Origin of the sequence: Eikenella corrodens, assembly GCF_003990355.1 — a bacterium.
Classification (GTDB): Bacteria; Pseudomonadota; Gammaproteobacteria; order Burkholderiales; family Neisseriaceae; genus Eikenella; species Eikenella corrodens_B.
In genome coordinates this window covers 544,387-556,809 of the sequence record NZ_CP034670.1, presented here as the reverse complement: position 1 = coordinate 556,809, position 12,423 = coordinate 544,387, and the positions used below count along the sequence as shown (strand labels likewise).

The following is a 12,423-nucleotide window of genomic DNA, read 5'->3' as shown; positions in this document are numbered from 1 at the left end:
GCCTTATCTTTTATAGTAGACCTCTTGCGAAAATATTCATCCCATCGCATTAACCAGTCCTGCAATCAGATTTGCCCTTAACCCGAACCGTTTCCGCCTGTTGCGGTAAGGCAGCGACAATATTTTGAATATCTTCAGTTTCCTGTTGATGTGCTCGATGACGGTTCTGAGTTTGCCTAACCGCCTGTTCGCCTCTTTATCCTGTTTGTCCGGCGGATGACGTTTGGATTTCTTTTTCGGGGTCTGTAATCCGGTTTTGGCCAATCCTTGATAACCCTTATCCGCAATGACTATTTTGTAGGGATAAAGCTCTGCAAGGTGCCTCTTGGCTAAACGCATGTCATGCCGGGCACCCATCCCCGTCCGGATGCTGATGATTTTTTCCGTTTCCCTGCCGTATATGACCCGGATTTTAACCGTGTGCCGCCTTTTCTTGCCGCTGTAATACTGCCGCTGTTTTTTTGGGACGTTCAATCGGGCTTTCGGTAACGTCAATGATGACCGTTTGGTCGCCCGGATTCTTGTGCTTTGGCAGGGAGAAGCGTTTGCAACGGATGAGGGCGTCCTCGGTTTTACGGATGGTGCGGCAGACATTGCTTTCGGAAAGGCCGTAGATGGCGGCCAATTCGAGTTGGGTATGGTAATGGCGCAGATAGCTTAGGGTAAGCAGCAGTTGGTCTGCCAAACCGAGCGTATGCGGCCTGCCTGACTTGACCTTCCGGCTTTCTGCTTCTGTGGTGACTTGCAGCATTTCGTGAAAAAGGACGGGCGTTACACCTGTGAGCCGTTTGAATTCGCTATCGCTTCTTTGGATGAGGTTTTCGTATTTCATTTGGGAATTGTAAATCTTCAGGATACTTTCGCAAGAGGTCTAGTAAAGGCAGGCAAAAGAAACCCGGCCTGCCAATGCCGCCTGCAAGGGATGGTTGGAGGCTGATTACCCAACGGCTTGTTGTTGTGTGTTTCAGGTAGCCCTATCCGCACCAAGGCTACCTGAAAAACCTGCCCGCCCGCCGCAGGCAGTTTGTGTGCGGATATGCCGTCAGTAAATATTTGTGCCGATACGTTCGTTTCTGTTAGACTGAAGTCTTTTCCGCCCCGAACCACGGCCGAAGCAGGCTGGCGCACCGCGTGCAAAGCACTTCGGCCAAAACACAACCACACAACCTAGGATTTCCTATGCAAAACAATACTCAAAGAAAAAGCCCGTTCGGCTTTTTCACCAGCTTAGGGCTGGTAACGCAGATTGCCATCGGCCTCGCGCTCGGCATTTTGGTGGGCGTACTGGTGCGCAACACCGCCGCTGCCGACGCGGTGGTGGAAATCGGTGCGATTTTGGGCAGCCTGTTTGTGGGCGCGCTCAAAGCGGTGGCGCCGATTTTGGTGTTTGCCTTGGTTACCGCCGCCATCTCTCAGCACCGCAGCGGCAACCCCACCAATATCCGCCCGATTTTGGTGCTGTATTTGGTGGGCACGTTTGCCGCCGCCGTGGTGGCTGTGGGCGCAAGCTTCCTGTTCCCCTCGCAGCTCTTGCTCAGCGGCGTGGAAGCGGCCAGCAACGAAGCGCCCACCGGCATCGGCGAAGTGATGCGCCACCTGTTGATGAACCTGGTGTCCAACCCGATTCAGGCGCTGGCCGATGCCAACTACATCGGCATCCTCGCCTGGGCCTTGGTGCTCGGCACGGCGTTCCGCCAAGCCAGCGAGCACACCCGCACGCTGATCAACGACGTGGCCGAAGCCATTTCCAAAGTGGTGCGCGGCGTGATCCGCTTCGCCCCCTTGGGCATTTTCGGGCTGGTGCTGGTTACCATCGTGAAAGAAGGCTTCGACAAACTGGGCTTCTATCTGCACCTGTTGGCCGTATTGCTGGGCGCGATGCTGTTTGTGGCACTGGTGGTAAACCCCATCATCGTGTTTACCCAAACCCGCCGCAACCCTTTCCCGCTGGTGTTCACCTGCCTGCGCGAAAGCGGCGTAACCGCCTTCTTCACCCGCTCTTCCGCCGCCAACATCCCCGTAAACATGGCTTTGGCGAAAAAACTCGGCCTGCATGAAGACACTTATTCCGTATCCATCCCGCTGGGCGCCACCATCAACATGGCCGGCGCGGCCATCACCATCACCGTCCTCACCATGGCCGCGGTGCACACCTTGGGCATCGCCGTGGATTTCTGGACGGCGCTGCTGCTGAGCGTGATCGCCGCCATCGGCGCCTGCGGCGCATCCGGCGTGGCCGGCGGCTCGCTGCTGCTGATTCCCATGGCTTGCAGCCTGTTCAACATCCCCAACGACATCGCCATGCAGGTGGTGGGTGTGGGCTTCATCATCGGCGTCATCCAAGACTCCGCCGAAACCGCCCTCAACTCCTCCACCGACGTGCTCTTCACCGCCGCCGTGGATCAAGCGCACAAACGCTGACCCCCATCTTGCGGGCTAAAAAAGGCTACCTGAAAATGCAACGCGGCAAAGCTTTCAGGTAGCCTTTTGCTATGGGGGAACGGCAAGACGACGTTGCGCCATTATAGTGGATGAACAAAAACCAGTACGGCGGGCCCGTCTTGCCGTAACGTGTGTGCTGCCTGCGGCTCGCCGCCTGATCCTGATTTTTGTTAATCCACTATAAAGCAAAGGCTACCCGAAACGCCCTAACGGGTTTCAGGTAGCCTTTTGTGCGGCGGGCTGCCGCCTTAGTCGAACAGATCGTTTTTCAAATCGCGCAGTTTGTCCATAAACGATTTCTGGCGCGGGGTTTGGGCGCGGTCGAGGCCGGTGGAGATTTTTTCAAACTCTTCCAGCAGTTCGCGCTGGCGATCGGTGAGGTTGACCGGGGTCTCAACCACGATGTGGCAATACAAATCGCCCATCGAGGAAGAACGCAGCGATTTCATGCCCTTGCCTTTCACGCGCATGCGGCGGCCGGTTTGGGTTTCTTTCGGGATATTCAGCTTCACGCGGCCGTTGAGCGTGGGCACTTCCACTTCGCCGCCCAGCGCGGCAACGGTGAAGCTCACCGGCAATTCGCAGTGCAGATCCAAGCCGTTGCGCTCGAAGATTTCGTGGCGGCGGATGTGCACCACCACATACAAATCGCCCGCGGGCGCGCCGTGCGAGCCGGGCTCGCCCTCGCCGGAGAGGCGGATGGGCTGCTCGTTTTCAATACCGGCGGGGATGTTCACATCCAGCGTTTTGCGGCTCTTCACGCGGCCTGCGCCGTGGCATTTGACGCACGGCTCTTTGATTTCGCGGCCGGAGCCGCCGCAGGTGGGGCAGGTTTGCTGCAGCTGGAAAATGGCCTGGCGCACGTGTACCACGCCCGAGCCGTGGCAGGTGGAACAGGTGGTGGCCGAGGTGCCGGGTTTGGCGCCAGAGCCGTGGCAGATGTCGCACTCTTCGTGCGAGGGGATGGTGATGCGTTTTTTGCTGCCCGCTGCGGCTTCTTCCAGCGTGATTTCAATATCGTAGCGCAAATCTTCGCCTTGGAAGTTCTGCTGGCGCGCCCCGCCGCCGCCGAACATCTGGCTGAAAATATCGCCGAAATCGAAGCCGCCCGCGCCGCCGAAACCACCGAAACCGCCGGCATTGCCGTCTACACCGGCTTGGCCGAATTGGTCGTAGCGGCTGCGTTTTTCGCGGTCGGAAAGGATTTCGTAGGCTTTTTGGATGGTTTTGAATTTCTCTTCCGCTTCCTTGTTGTCGGGGTTGCGGTCGGGATGGTATTTCATCGCCAGCTTGCGGTAGGCCTTTTTGATTTCTTCATCGGAGGCATCGCGGGAGACGCCGAGGGTTTGATAGTAGTCTTGATCGCTCATTTTTGCTAAATTGGGTAAATAAACAGCTCGCCGCGCAAGATTAGGGCGGGAGCGGGAAAAACAAGCTCTCAAGCAGATTAACTTTGCTTCCGGCTGCGGGCGGCGCAAGGCGGGAATCCGCCACAACGCCCCGCCCGCGCAAATTCACCCGTTTTAGCTATCGCGGAAAACGGGATTTTCAGGTAGCCTTGGCGGCTTCCGCAGCTATGTAAAGAAACGCCATGCCCCACACCATCTATCTGGCCTCGGCCAGCCCGCGCCGCCGCGAAATTTTGGTTTCATTAGGTTTCCAGCCCGTGCTGCTGGCGGCGGAAATCGACGAAACGGCGCTGCCGGGCGAGGCGGTGGCGGATTATGTGGCGCGGATGGCGCGGCAGAAAAACGCGGCAGCACGGCAACTGGCGGCGCAACGCGGCCTTGCCTTGGCACAGCCGCTGTTGAGCGCCGACACAGTGGTGGCGCTGGATAATGCCATTTTGGGCAAACCACGCGATGCGGCACACGCCCGCGAGCTGCTGGAAAGCCTTTCCGGGCGCGAACACCAAGTGTGGACGGCGGTGTGCGTGTCACTCGGCGGCCAAACGCTGGAGGCGGCACAGCGCAGCGATGTGCGGTTTAAAGAACTGGGCGAGCAGGAAATCGCAGCCTATATTGCCAGCGGCGAACCGCTGGATAAAGCGGGCGCATACGGCATCCAAGGCATCGGCGGCGTGTTTGTGGCGCACCTTTCCGGCAGCTTCAGCGGCGTGATGGGGCTGCCCGTATTTGAAACCGTGCAGCTGCTGCGCCAATTGGGTTCGCCCGTGCCGCCGTTTGCCGGAGCTGCCTGAAACCGTATTGCCGCATGATTTAAGGGCTACCTGAAAGCCTGCCGTTTTTCAGGTAGCCTCTCCGTTTAACCTTCATCCCAACCAATAATCGACACATCATGAACCTGCTTTCCAAAAACCATCCCGTTTGGGGCATGGCCTTCCGCCCCTTCTACCCGCTGGCCGCCCTCTACGGCGCGTTTTCCATCCTGCTGTGGAGCTTCGGCTATCAGGGCACGGCCGCGCTGCCCAATTATTTCTGGCACGCCCACGAAATGATTTGGGGTTATGCCGGCGCGGTGGTGGTGGCTTTCCTGCTCACGGCAGTGGCCACTTGGACGAAACAGCCGCGCACCTGGGGCGCGCCGCTGATGATGCTGGCGCTGCTGTGGCTGTTGGCGCGCGCGTTTGCCTTTGCCGCGCCGCTTACCCTGGCCGGCGGCATCGCAGGCGTGGCGTTCTATTGGCTTGCGGCTTGGTATATGGGCGTGGCCGTGGTGCGCAGCCGCAACAAGCGCAATTATCTGGCGGTGGCCGCGCTGTTTATGTTCGGCCTGCTGCAGGCGCTGTTTCATTGGCAGCTGGCACGGCATAATTTCTCCGCGCTCGCCGGCGGGCTGTTTGCCGGGCTTTCCGTGGTGGCCGGCTTTATCGGGCTGGTGGGGATGCGCGTGATTCCGTTCTTCACCGCCAAACGGCTCGGCTGCGAGCAGGTGGGCAGCCATCCTTTGGTGATGACGGCTTCCTTGGTGGTGCCGCTGGCTATGGCTCTGCTCTACGGCTTGCAGGCGGTGCTGCCACCCTCGGCAGCCGATGCGGCGCTGGCTGCCGCAGCCGTGCTCAGCATGGCGGCGGGGCTGCTGGATATCGTGCAAACCGTGCGCTGGTGGCGGCCGGAAGTGGCTAAAGAGCCGATGCTGTGGATTCTGTTTGCGGGCTTCCTGCTCACCGGCGCGGGGCTGACCGTGATGGGCGCGGGATATTGGCTGCCGCGCTGGCAGAGCCTGGGCGTGCATTTGGTGGCCGTGGGCGGCATCGGGCTGATGACGGTGGGCATGATGGTGCGCACCGCGCTGGGGCACACCGGCCGGCCACTCTATCCCGCACCTGCCGTCATGCCGCTGGCGTTTTGGCTGATGGTGGCCGCCGCATTGGCGCGTGCCGCCACCGCAGTATTGATGTATCTGCTCCCCGCCGCCTACCAGCCCGGCCTGTGGCTCTCCGGCCTGCTGTTTGCCGCTTCGCTGCTGCTCTACACCTGGCGCTACCTGCCCTGGCTGACCGCGCCGCGGGTGGACGGCAAGGAAGGCTGAGTGGCAGACTACCTGAAACCGCATCGGCATTTTTCAGGTAGCCTTTGGCTGGCTTATGAAGGCTACCTGAAACAGCGCAAACGCAGCTTGCCATCAAGCATCGCCAAAGCATGTCGTACAAAAGCAAAGGGCTGCCCGAAAAAATCGCAGGCAGCCCTTTGCCATACTCCCCCTTACCGCGCCGGTGCTATAATTCTCCTTTTCCAACCTATCTTAGGCCGGTAACCATGTTACGCGCACTTATTATTGTTTTCGCCTGCCTGGCCGCAGGCGAAGTGTTTTTGCACCTTACCTACCTCAAACTGCCCGCCAGCATTGTGGGGCTGCTGATTTTGTTCGGCCTGCTCAAAGCCGGTTGGGTGAAGGAGGCCTGGTTTAAGCCGATGACCGAATTCCTCATGCAACACATGATGCTGCTGATGATTCCGGCCTGCGTGGCGCTGATGGATTATTTTTCCATCGTGGCGCACGATTTTTGGTCGATTGCCGCCGCCACCGTGGCCAGCAGCGTGCTGGTGCTGCTCTCCAGCGCGAAAACGCACGAAATTTTAAGGAGGCACAAATGAGGGAAATCGCCACCAATCCCGTTGTGCTGATTCTGATGATGCTCGCCGTTTACCGCTTCAGCCTGTTTTTGCGCCTGCGCAGCGGCAGCCCGCTGGCCAACCCGCTGATGGTGAGCACGGTTTTGGTCATCGGCTACCTGAAACTCTTCGGCATCCGCTACGACGATTTCATGCAAACCGGCCGCATGGTCGGCTTTTGGCTGCAACCGGCCATTGTGTGCCTGGCCATCCCCATGTATCAGCAGTGGCCGCGTATCCGCAGCCAATGGCTGCCGATTGCCGCCTCGCAGCTGGTGGGCAGCGTGGTGGGCATTGTGAGCGGCGTGCTGTTTGCACACTGGCTGGGCGCCAGCCACGACGTGAGCCAGTCGCTCGCCGCCAAATCGGTTACCATGCCGATTGCGCTGGAAATCACCCACGTGCTGGGCGGCATCCCCGCCGTTTCGGTGGCCGCCGTGCTGATTGCCGGGCTCACCGGCCAATTTATCGGCTTTTGGATTCTGCACCACAGCCACATCCGCAATCCCATCTCGCACTCCATCGCGCAGGGCACGGCCTCGCACGCCATCGGCATTGCCGCCAGCCTGGAAATCAGCGGCCACTTCGCCGCCTACGCCACCCTTGGCCTGATTTTCAACGGCATTCTCACCTCCTTCCTCGCCCCGATTATCGTGCCGCTGTTGGGCGTTTGAGCGTGCCGCATGAATGGGAAAGATACCGTAATCGAAAGTCAAGAACTTTTTAAAAACGCAAGCAACAGTTATGCAGCGATAGCCATCGGCTGCCGCTTTTTTGCAACAGTTTAAACTGCTGTTTTACGCCTGTTTGTGCCGCATCTCGTCAAACGGCTGACCTGTTTTAATCACGGCATAGGCGTATTTGACGATTTTGCACATCATCAGGACATAGATTTGCTTTGGGTGCTTGCCCTGTTTTATCTTTTGTTCAAACCAAGGCCGCCACAGTTTGGATCTTAGACAAACTGCCCGCGCCGGATAGTAAAGCGCTTTCCTTACTTTCTTATCGCCCATCTTGGATATTTTGGCTTGTCTAACACTTGTGCCTGAATCTTTGATTACGGGCGATAGTCCTAAATAGCTGATTAACTTCTTTGAGTTCTCGAATTTATCTATATCAACCAGTACGGACAAAAGCCATGCGGCTGTAGTTTTTCCTACCCCGCTGATTGTTTGCAATAGATTTTGGTTATGGCTTAATTCTTCGTCAGAATCTATCAGGTTTTGAATGGCTGTTTTACAGCTTTCTATTTCTTCTTTTATTGCGTTAATTATTCTTCCTATACCTGACTTTATTACCGAATCTGATACGTCTTTTCTATTGCTTTCCATGTTCAGTAATACGTTTAGTTGTTCGATACGTCTATTTAAAACTTTTAAAGTATTACGTTTTTCTGATAGCGGTTTCCATAATGGCGGATTTTCTTTTTCGCAATAATCGGCAATTAGTTTCGCATCCTGTTTATCGGTTTTTGTTCGTCTTAATCTGTATTCCCCGTATAGCTTGATAGAAAGCGGGTTGATTACGCTGATTTTGATTCCTGAATCATGCAATGAGCTGGCCAGCGGTAAGTAATAAACGCCGGTGTATTCGCAGCAAGCATGAATCTCCTTGCTTTGTTGCTGATAGTTTTTTATGCGCTCAATCAATTTTTCTATACCGGATTTATTGTTCATAACGCGGATAAAATCTTTTTGACCATTAAAATATGCGTCTATAGTCAATTTGGATATATCTAATCCAAGTGCGATTTTTTGCATGTTGCAATCCTTATATTGTGTCTGTGGACAAAGATACCGTATTGATTTTCGACATAAGTAAAGCCACATCCGCCAATCTTTCCCATTGTCTAAATGACAAGGCTAAATGCAGGCGTGATGCGGCTTTATGCTTTAAGCAAGTTTTGAACCAGTTAGATTGTCTATTCTATCCTGTGTTACTTCTGTCGAAAGATGCTGCCGAGCTTGGCTACCGAATTGAAGGAAACGAGAAAGGCTACTGCACCCAGTATCCAGTTTAGGGCCACCCCTAGACCGCCTATATACATAATCTGGACGGCGGAGAGCGGGGCAGCAGAGAGCTGGCCGGTTAGGGCGTTAATCATTTGGGTTTGCAGCAGGTTTAGGCCGGTGTAAGAAATAGCGGAAATGCCTAATGCCATGATGATTTTGCCTGCTAGGGTAGTCAAAACTGCGGTAAACATACCGGCTAGGGTTTTGCCCATATTCCTTCCTTTCAAGTTTTTCAGGCTGCCTAACGGCGATTAAGGGCACTGAATACCATCAAAAATGCGGCGGTCATCGCCATCATAATAATAAAAGGGCGTGCTTTGCGGGCAGTATCACACATTGGTTCATAACTCATTCTTTGCTGTGTACCCGCTATGCTAAACGTAGTAGGAGCGGGACAGGCTGCATCTGTATTAAAGATATGCAGCGGGGATAGGGCGATATTGATGTTTTGCTGTGGCAATACTAGGTCCTGATAATCGATATTGCCCATGGGCGCACACATCAAGCTATTCGGGTTTTGCGCGCAAATATCGGGCTTTTCTGCAGTACTGTTTTCTTTCGCTTGTCGCGTGTCCTGCGCCTGCTGCTGACTTTGCCCGACTTCTGCCCTGGTCGGTGCTTGGCTCGTGTTGGCGGCCAAATCAGGCCGCTGGACGATGGTTTGCGTTACGGTGCCGTCTTTATTAACTACAAACTGGGTTTGTTGGGCTTGATTGGAGCCGGCCGGGGTATAGGGTTCGGTTAAAAATGTGTTGTCGCCGGGTGTGCCGGTTACCATGCTTTGAGTATTGCCGGGGCCAATCACACCGGCGCCCCAAAGGGCATTAATTAATTCTGTGTGATTACGGTTGTTGTCGTTCAGGATCTGTTCGAGCAGGCGGGCTACTTCCGCTTCTTTGGGCACTATTTCGGACAACTGGGGAGCATTGGATAGGTTGTAATTTCGGATGTCTTGGGCGGTGGCCGGACGAACGACGAACATCACGAATCTATTGCCCGGCGGGAAGGTGTAGGTAAAAGTGTCATTTGTACTATTTATATTGTGCGTAAATGTTTGCCCATGGTCGTACATGTCATACCAACCATCTTCATAAGTTGCCTTACGGGTTGTTTTAACGACTATTTCATAACTGCTTCTATCCACATTAACAGGGTTGTCTTGAAAAAACTTAACGACGTTATACTGTGCATATTGATTAGGGTCTATACGCTGTGGTTGCTGTACTGCCTGATAGTTTTGAAACTGCTGTTGTGCCTGTGCCAAAGCCTGCTGTTGCAATTGTTGATTTAACTGCTGAATATCTGCATTGCCGTAAAGGCTGTCTGCTACGTTACTGCCGAAGCCTGTCCAGTCAAACAGCTTGGCGGTGGCGTTGGCAACCTGCCCCCAGTCTCCTTCTTCGAAGCCGCGGCTGTACATTTCAGACACGCCTTGGGCTTTGAGGTTGGTTAGATGTTGGTTGGCAATTTGCAGGACATAAATAGAGCCGAGACCTTGAGCTATTCTAGAGTTAGCAGGCATGGCGGTTTGTGTTTAGATCTGGCCGCGGGCGACGTTGCCGTAGTTGTCGGTCAGGTTGACGGGGTTGGTTTTGGTGCCGACTAGGCCACCTGCACCGCGATTGACATTCCGAAACCTATCAACCTTAGCTACACCAGAATTCATATCATAAGACCAATTACCATTAACAGAGCTATAGCCTGTCATTAATTGCCCATTCGGCGCAGCAGCCAAACGCTGGATTGAAGGTACATTCTGCGGCGGATAAGCTGGTACATCTGCCCATACCTGCACCGCTACACTCAGCAGAGAAAATAAACTAACCCACCTCCACTTGAAGCCTGTCATAGCTCTTTTGTAACCGTTCCAAAGCATCATTAAAACTCTCATCAAATAAATGCCGGTTAGCGCGCAATACAGCCAACTGCGCCGGACTCATCATTACGCCCAAATATACCGGTTTAAAAAAATCTGGCTGTCCATCCGGTACCAAACTGTTATACCCATTCACAACAAAAGTCAGATAATTATTAAAATTCGTTGCATAACTACCGCCATCAGGCTGCATCAAAAAACATTGATTCCAATCCATTTAAAGCCCCCTTATTCCGCATAATTAGCCATATAAAAACCATAGGCTAAAGCCGCCAAGAACAGAACCAACAAGACCCAAGCAAGCTTATCACCAAAACCGCTTGTCATTTTCTTACCGCTGGCAATATAAGAAAGAGCTAATAAAATCAATAAAGCCCAAATCATGTTTGCAACAACCTTTCATTCATAAAATAAACGAAAGGCCAGCTTAACCAATCCGGGCAGGTTTGGCTACCTTTTCAGGTAGCCTCATGCCGTTTGTAGCACCCCTGCCGCGCTATCGCTTGGCGGATACCTGCCGAAATCGACTGCAAGCAGTCAATTCCGTCAGGCATCTAATCTAGCCCCGCCTGCGGCAAGTTACCCTGTCTGCATCGACATAGCGTATGTAGCTCCTGTTTATCGAGTCCTTCCGAATAAAGTAACGATAGCCGAACACTTCGATTTTCAACCTGCCGTCAGACATTTTTTTCAATACGTTGCAAAACATCTGATACTCAATTTCAGAGTTATGGTTCAGTTGATGCAGACAATTAAGATAATGCACGCCATGCCATTTGTCGGGTTTGGGTAGGTCATCAGATATGATGTAGATAGCCATAATTCATCCTTAAATTTCAGGCAGCCTTACTGCCCCATAGTCCCCCTAGTTTCCGCATGTGCCATGGTGGATTTAGCCGGACTGTCCAAAGTCAGCACACTTGCCCCGCTGCCGCCGCCGTAACTGCCCTGCGGTACGTTGTCGGCGGTTTCCTGCCGCGCCTTATAGGGGTTGTATATGCCGTTCTTCACGTAGTTTTGACATTGCTTGGCAGGCAGTTCCAAAGGCGTGGCCTGTTCGGTGTAACAGGTGCAGCTTGTATCAGTTTGCACGCAGGCAACAGGGTAGGGCATGGTTTGGATATTGCGGTTATGGCCGTTGTAAATAGGAGCCGTCCACGGCTGGCCGTCTATGGCAGGTTGCCAATCTTCAGGCTTCAGGTTGTTATCGGGCGGCTGTTGTACGGTGGCCGTTTGTTCGGCATAGCTGCCTGCTGCTGGATACTGGCCGCCTGCCTGCTGCTGGTAGTTTTGCGGCTGCTGTTGATAAGGTTGTACCTGCTGCGGCTGGGCTTGTTCAGGATGGATTTTGCGTTGATAGCTTGCCCAAACGTAAGACATAAGATAGCCGACTATGACGATCACAACGGGGATGGTGTAAATCCACGCGCTGACCGAGCCTTTAAGCTTGGTGTGTTCGCTGGCGGATTTGTACATACCGAACACGCTTTTTTTCGGCATGAATATGCTATTTTTGGCTTCGGCCACGTCTGCCCTGGCTTCGGGATTGGCGCAACGCTGCCAGTAAGAGACACGGCGCAGGCCGAGCATGGTGCGGCTGATGTTGCGGTGCTCACCAATCAAACTTCTAAGGTGGACGTCAATCAACCGCGGATGTTGCGTGAGCACAAAGATATCAATGCCCTTATGGCGATGCGTTTCAAGAGCCTGAACATAGTCGGGTACTTTCGCCCCCGCGGGGCGTGGACGAAAGACCCTTTGGGCTTCGTCAATAACGAGGATTGAGCCATCCGGCGCCCATTTATGCCATGTTTCCATGCTTTCGCCTTCGGGTACTTCTTCATGTTTGACTTGTAGCTCCGGAATGCCGTCAACATAAACCGGCCTATTCTGCAAATCTTTGCGATTGAGCAGCATATAGACCATTAGGGAGGTTTTGCCCATGCCGGGCAGACCCGTAATCAGTGAAATCATTGTTGTTTACCTTTGAGTTTAAACATTGGCCGCAGTTTTATAA

At 54.0% G+C, this 12,423-nt stretch carries 14 protein-coding genes; 5 read left to right on the top strand and 9 right to left on the bottom strand.

Annotation, left to right across the window (positions count from 1 at the left end):
• Window positions 1-36: 36 nt before the first annotated feature.
• Window positions 37-832, bottom strand: a protein-coding gene (locus ELB75_RS02895) for an IS5 family transposase (protein WP_126982325.1) whose coding sequence is annotated in 2 segments (ribosomal slippage) — window positions 37-465 and window positions 467-832 — 795 coding nt in all. Because the reading frame shifts where the segments join, the coding sequence is not laid out codon by codon here.
• A 347-nt stretch (window positions 833-1,179) separates the two neighbouring features.
• Here ELB75_RS02895 and sstT point away from each other — a divergent pair.
• Window positions 1,180-2,421, top strand: coding sequence for a serine/threonine transporter SstT (gene sstT, locus ELB75_RS02890; protein ID WP_126982643.1), 1,242 nt, complete (start codon window positions 1,180-1,182; stop codon window positions 2,419-2,421).
• Between the two features lie 269 nt (window positions 2,422-2,690).
• Here sstT and dnaJ read toward each other — a convergent pair whose 3' ends face one another.
• Window positions 2,691-3,812: a molecular chaperone DnaJ gene (gene dnaJ / locus ELB75_RS02885; RefSeq protein ID WP_126982642.1), complete on the bottom strand. Its 1,122-nt coding sequence runs from the start codon at window positions 3,810-3,812 to the stop codon at window positions 2,691-2,693.
• Window positions 3,813-4,033: 221 nt separating this feature from the next.
• Here dnaJ and ELB75_RS02880 point away from each other — a divergent pair, with 221 nt between their 5' ends.
• The 4 genes from ELB75_RS02880 to ELB75_RS02865 all read left to right on the top strand — a co-directional run bounded on the left by ELB75_RS02880 (window position 4,034) and on the right by ELB75_RS02865 (window position 7,192).
• The gene (locus ELB75_RS02880) at window positions 4,034-4,642 is read left to right on the top strand and encodes a Maf family protein (protein WP_126982641.1); all 609 of its coding nucleotides are present in this window, start codon (window positions 4,034-4,036) and stop codon (window positions 4,640-4,642) included.
• A gap of 98 nt (window positions 4,643-4,740) precedes the next feature.
• Window positions 4,741-5,934 carry an NnrS family protein gene (locus tag ELB75_RS02875; RefSeq protein WP_126982640.1) on the top strand — a complete coding sequence of 398 codons (1,194 nt, stop codon included), beginning with the start codon at window positions 4,741-4,743 and terminating at the stop codon, window positions 5,932-5,934.
• Window positions 5,935-6,161: 227 nt separating this feature from the next.
• Window positions 6,162-6,500 carry a CidA/LrgA family protein gene (locus tag ELB75_RS02870; RefSeq protein WP_126982639.1) on the top strand — a complete coding sequence of 113 codons (339 nt, stop codon included), beginning with the start codon at window positions 6,162-6,164 and terminating at the stop codon, window positions 6,498-6,500.
• The gene (locus ELB75_RS02865) at window positions 6,497-7,192 is read left to right on the top strand and encodes an LrgB family protein (RefSeq protein WP_126982638.1); all 696 of its coding nucleotides are present in this window, start codon (window positions 6,497-6,499) and stop codon (window positions 7,190-7,192) included. Before ELB75_RS02870 ends, ELB75_RS02865 begins: the two co-directional genes overlap by 4 nt.
• Window positions 7,193-7,315: 123 nt before the next feature.
• Here the strand turns inward: ELB75_RS02865 and ELB75_RS02860 are convergent, their stop codons facing one another.
• The 7 genes from ELB75_RS02860 to ELB75_RS02835 all read right to left on the bottom strand — a co-directional run bounded on the left by ELB75_RS02860 (window position 7,316) and on the right by ELB75_RS02835 (window position 12,380).
• Window positions 7,316-8,278, bottom strand: coding sequence for an IS110 family RNA-guided transposase (locus tag ELB75_RS02860; RefSeq protein ID WP_126982637.1), 963 nt, complete (start codon window positions 8,276-8,278; stop codon window positions 7,316-7,318).
• A 176-nt stretch (window positions 8,279-8,454) separates the two neighbouring features.
• Window positions 8,455-8,742, bottom strand: coding sequence for a DUF2523 family protein (locus tag ELB75_RS02855; protein WP_064104049.1), 288 nt, complete (start codon window positions 8,740-8,742; stop codon window positions 8,455-8,457).
• 29 nt (window positions 8,743-8,771) lie between these two features.
• Window positions 8,772-10,052 carry a virulence factor TspB C-terminal domain-related protein gene (locus ELB75_RS02850; RefSeq protein ID WP_126982636.1) on the bottom strand — a complete coding sequence of 427 codons (1,281 nt, stop codon included), beginning with the start codon at window positions 10,050-10,052 and terminating at the stop codon, window positions 8,772-8,774.
• Window positions 10,053-10,064: 12 nt separating this feature from the next.
• Window positions 10,065-10,379 (bottom strand): hypothetical protein, encoded by a 315-nt coding sequence (locus tag ELB75_RS02845; RefSeq protein WP_126982635.1) that lies wholly within the window; start codon window positions 10,377-10,379, stop codon window positions 10,065-10,067.
• Window positions 10,351-10,623, bottom strand: a complete 273-nt coding sequence (locus tag ELB75_RS02840) for a type 2 periplasmic-binding domain-containing protein (RefSeq protein WP_126982634.1) — start codon at window positions 10,621-10,623, stop codon at window positions 10,351-10,353. Before ELB75_RS02840 ends, ELB75_RS02845 begins: the two co-directional genes overlap by 29 nt.
• 11 nt (window positions 10,624-10,634) lie before the next feature.
• Window positions 10,635-10,790: a hypothetical protein gene (locus ELB75_RS12420; RefSeq protein WP_164726771.1), complete on the bottom strand. Its 156-nt coding sequence runs from the start codon at window positions 10,788-10,790 to the stop codon at window positions 10,635-10,637.
• Between the two features lie 462 nt (window positions 10,791-11,252).
• On the bottom strand, window positions 11,253-12,380 hold the full coding sequence (locus ELB75_RS02835) for a zonular occludens toxin family protein (RefSeq protein ID WP_126982633.1): 1,128 nt from the start codon (window positions 12,378-12,380) through the stop codon (window positions 11,253-11,255).
• Between the last annotated feature and the right edge of the window lie 43 nt (window positions 12,381-12,423).

What these genes read in the sequence shown, in the direction of transcription:
- dnaJ (WP_126982642.1), bottom strand. Translation starts at nt 3,812, where the DNA reads ATGAGCGATCAAGACTACTATCAAACCCTCGGCGTCTCCCGCGATGCC.
- ELB75_RS02850 (WP_126982636.1), bottom strand. Translation starts at nt 10,052, where the DNA reads ATGCCTGCTAACTCTAGAATAGCTCAAGGTCTCGGCTCTATTTATGTC.
- ELB75_RS02880 (WP_126982641.1), top strand. Translation starts at nt 4,034, where the DNA reads ATGCCCCACACCATCTATCTGGCCTCGGCCAGCCCGCGCCGCCGCGAA.
- ELB75_RS02845 (WP_126982635.1), bottom strand. Translation starts at nt 10,379, where the DNA reads ATGACAGGCTTCAAGTGGAGGTGGGTTAGTTTATTTTCTCTGCTGAGT.
- ELB75_RS02875 (WP_126982640.1), top strand. Translation starts at nt 4,741, where the DNA reads ATGAACCTGCTTTCCAAAAACCATCCCGTTTGGGGCATGGCCTTCCGC.
- ELB75_RS02870 (WP_126982639.1), top strand. Translation starts at nt 6,162, where the DNA reads ATGTTACGCGCACTTATTATTGTTTTCGCCTGCCTGGCCGCAGGCGAA.
- sstT (WP_126982643.1), top strand. Translation starts at nt 1,180, where the DNA reads ATGCAAAACAATACTCAAAGAAAAAGCCCGTTCGGCTTTTTCACCAGC.
- ELB75_RS02865 (WP_126982638.1), top strand. Translation starts at nt 6,497, where the DNA reads ATGAGGGAAATCGCCACCAATCCCGTTGTGCTGATTCTGATGATGCTC.
- ELB75_RS02835 (WP_126982633.1), bottom strand. Translation starts at nt 12,380, where the DNA reads ATGATTTCACTGATTACGGGTCTGCCCGGCATGGGCAAAACCTCCCTA.
- ELB75_RS02840 (WP_126982634.1), bottom strand. Translation starts at nt 10,623, where the DNA reads ATGGATTGGAATCAATGTTTTTTGATGCAGCCTGATGGCGGTAGTTAT.
- ELB75_RS02855 (WP_064104049.1), bottom strand. Translation starts at nt 8,742, where the DNA reads ATGGGCAAAACCCTAGCCGGTATGTTTACCGCAGTTTTGACTACCCTA.
- ELB75_RS02860 (WP_126982637.1), bottom strand. Translation starts at nt 8,278, where the DNA reads ATGCAAAAAATCGCACTTGGATTAGATATATCCAAATTGACTATAGAC.
- ELB75_RS12420 (WP_164726771.1), bottom strand. Translation starts at nt 10,790, where the DNA reads ATGATTTGGGCTTTATTGATTTTATTAGCTCTTTCTTATATTGCCAGC.